General features: G+C 34.7%; 1 protein-coding gene. It reads left to right on the top strand.

Annotated features, from left to right (window positions below; all coding sequences use genetic code 11):
* Window positions 1-475: 475 nt before the first annotated feature.
* A partial coding sequence (locus FC57_RS11390) for a YSIRK-type signal peptide-containing protein (RefSeq protein ID WP_236695731.1) occupies window positions 476-856 on the top strand: 381 nt, incomplete at its 3' end.

The raw sequence follows: 856 nt of genomic DNA, 5'->3' as shown, positions 1-856 counted from the left end.
TGAAGCTATAAATTTAATTGCTATATAAGCATATTAATAATAAAAAACTGTAATAAATTGAATGTTTTTTACTAATTTTAATTGTTATTTAATCTTCTTCTATCCTAATAGCTTATTTCTTGTTCAAATACTCACATATATTCTATATAAAATCTGATAATGGTAGTATTTATGTGATATACTATATTTGTATAGCAATAAGATTGTAGACAACAAGCGCATGCCGGCTGTTTATTTCTTGTCATCGTTTATGACAACTTGTGAATTTGATTATAAAACATAATTTATTTTTTGGAAAAACGTGGTATAGTAAGTAAATGAGGAAAGTACCTCTATATTTGCAATTGTTATTAAATTTACGAGTTTAAATAGGCATTAAAGAAAGAGAAAAGACAGATAATCTATAAAGCTGGGATTAGTAGGTCATTTCCTCTTTTGTTTATTGTTTTATTTCGTATAAATTGGAGGAAGAAATATGCTCGGAAAAAATAATTTTAAAGAGCGTTTACGCAAGATGGAGAATCAGGACAAGCACGACAGATTCTCTATTCGTAAATTAAGTATTGGTGCAGCCAGTGTCTTAATCGGCTTCGCCTTCATGACAGGAGTAGGCGGTCATACTGCTTTGGCTGACCCTCTTACTGGCAGTCAAGAGCCAGCTGGTGTTGTAGAAGGCACTGATGGCAACCAAGACCAAAATTCTACTGCTGATACTAATAGTACTGAAGGCCAAGCTACTGGCCAAGAAAGCCAACCAGCAAACAGTGACCAACACCAAAGCTCAGCAGAGGGAGCACAACATAATGTTGGTACTGAGCGCAGTGCTGGCAATCAAGCAGGCGAACAGCATGAAGCA

This window comes from Lactobacillus ultunensis DSM 16047, from assembly GCF_001436305.1.
Taxonomy (GTDB): Bacteria; Bacillota; Bacilli; order Lactobacillales; family Lactobacillaceae; genus Lactobacillus; species Lactobacillus ultunensis.
This window is presented reverse-complemented; position numbering and strand designations above follow the sequence as displayed.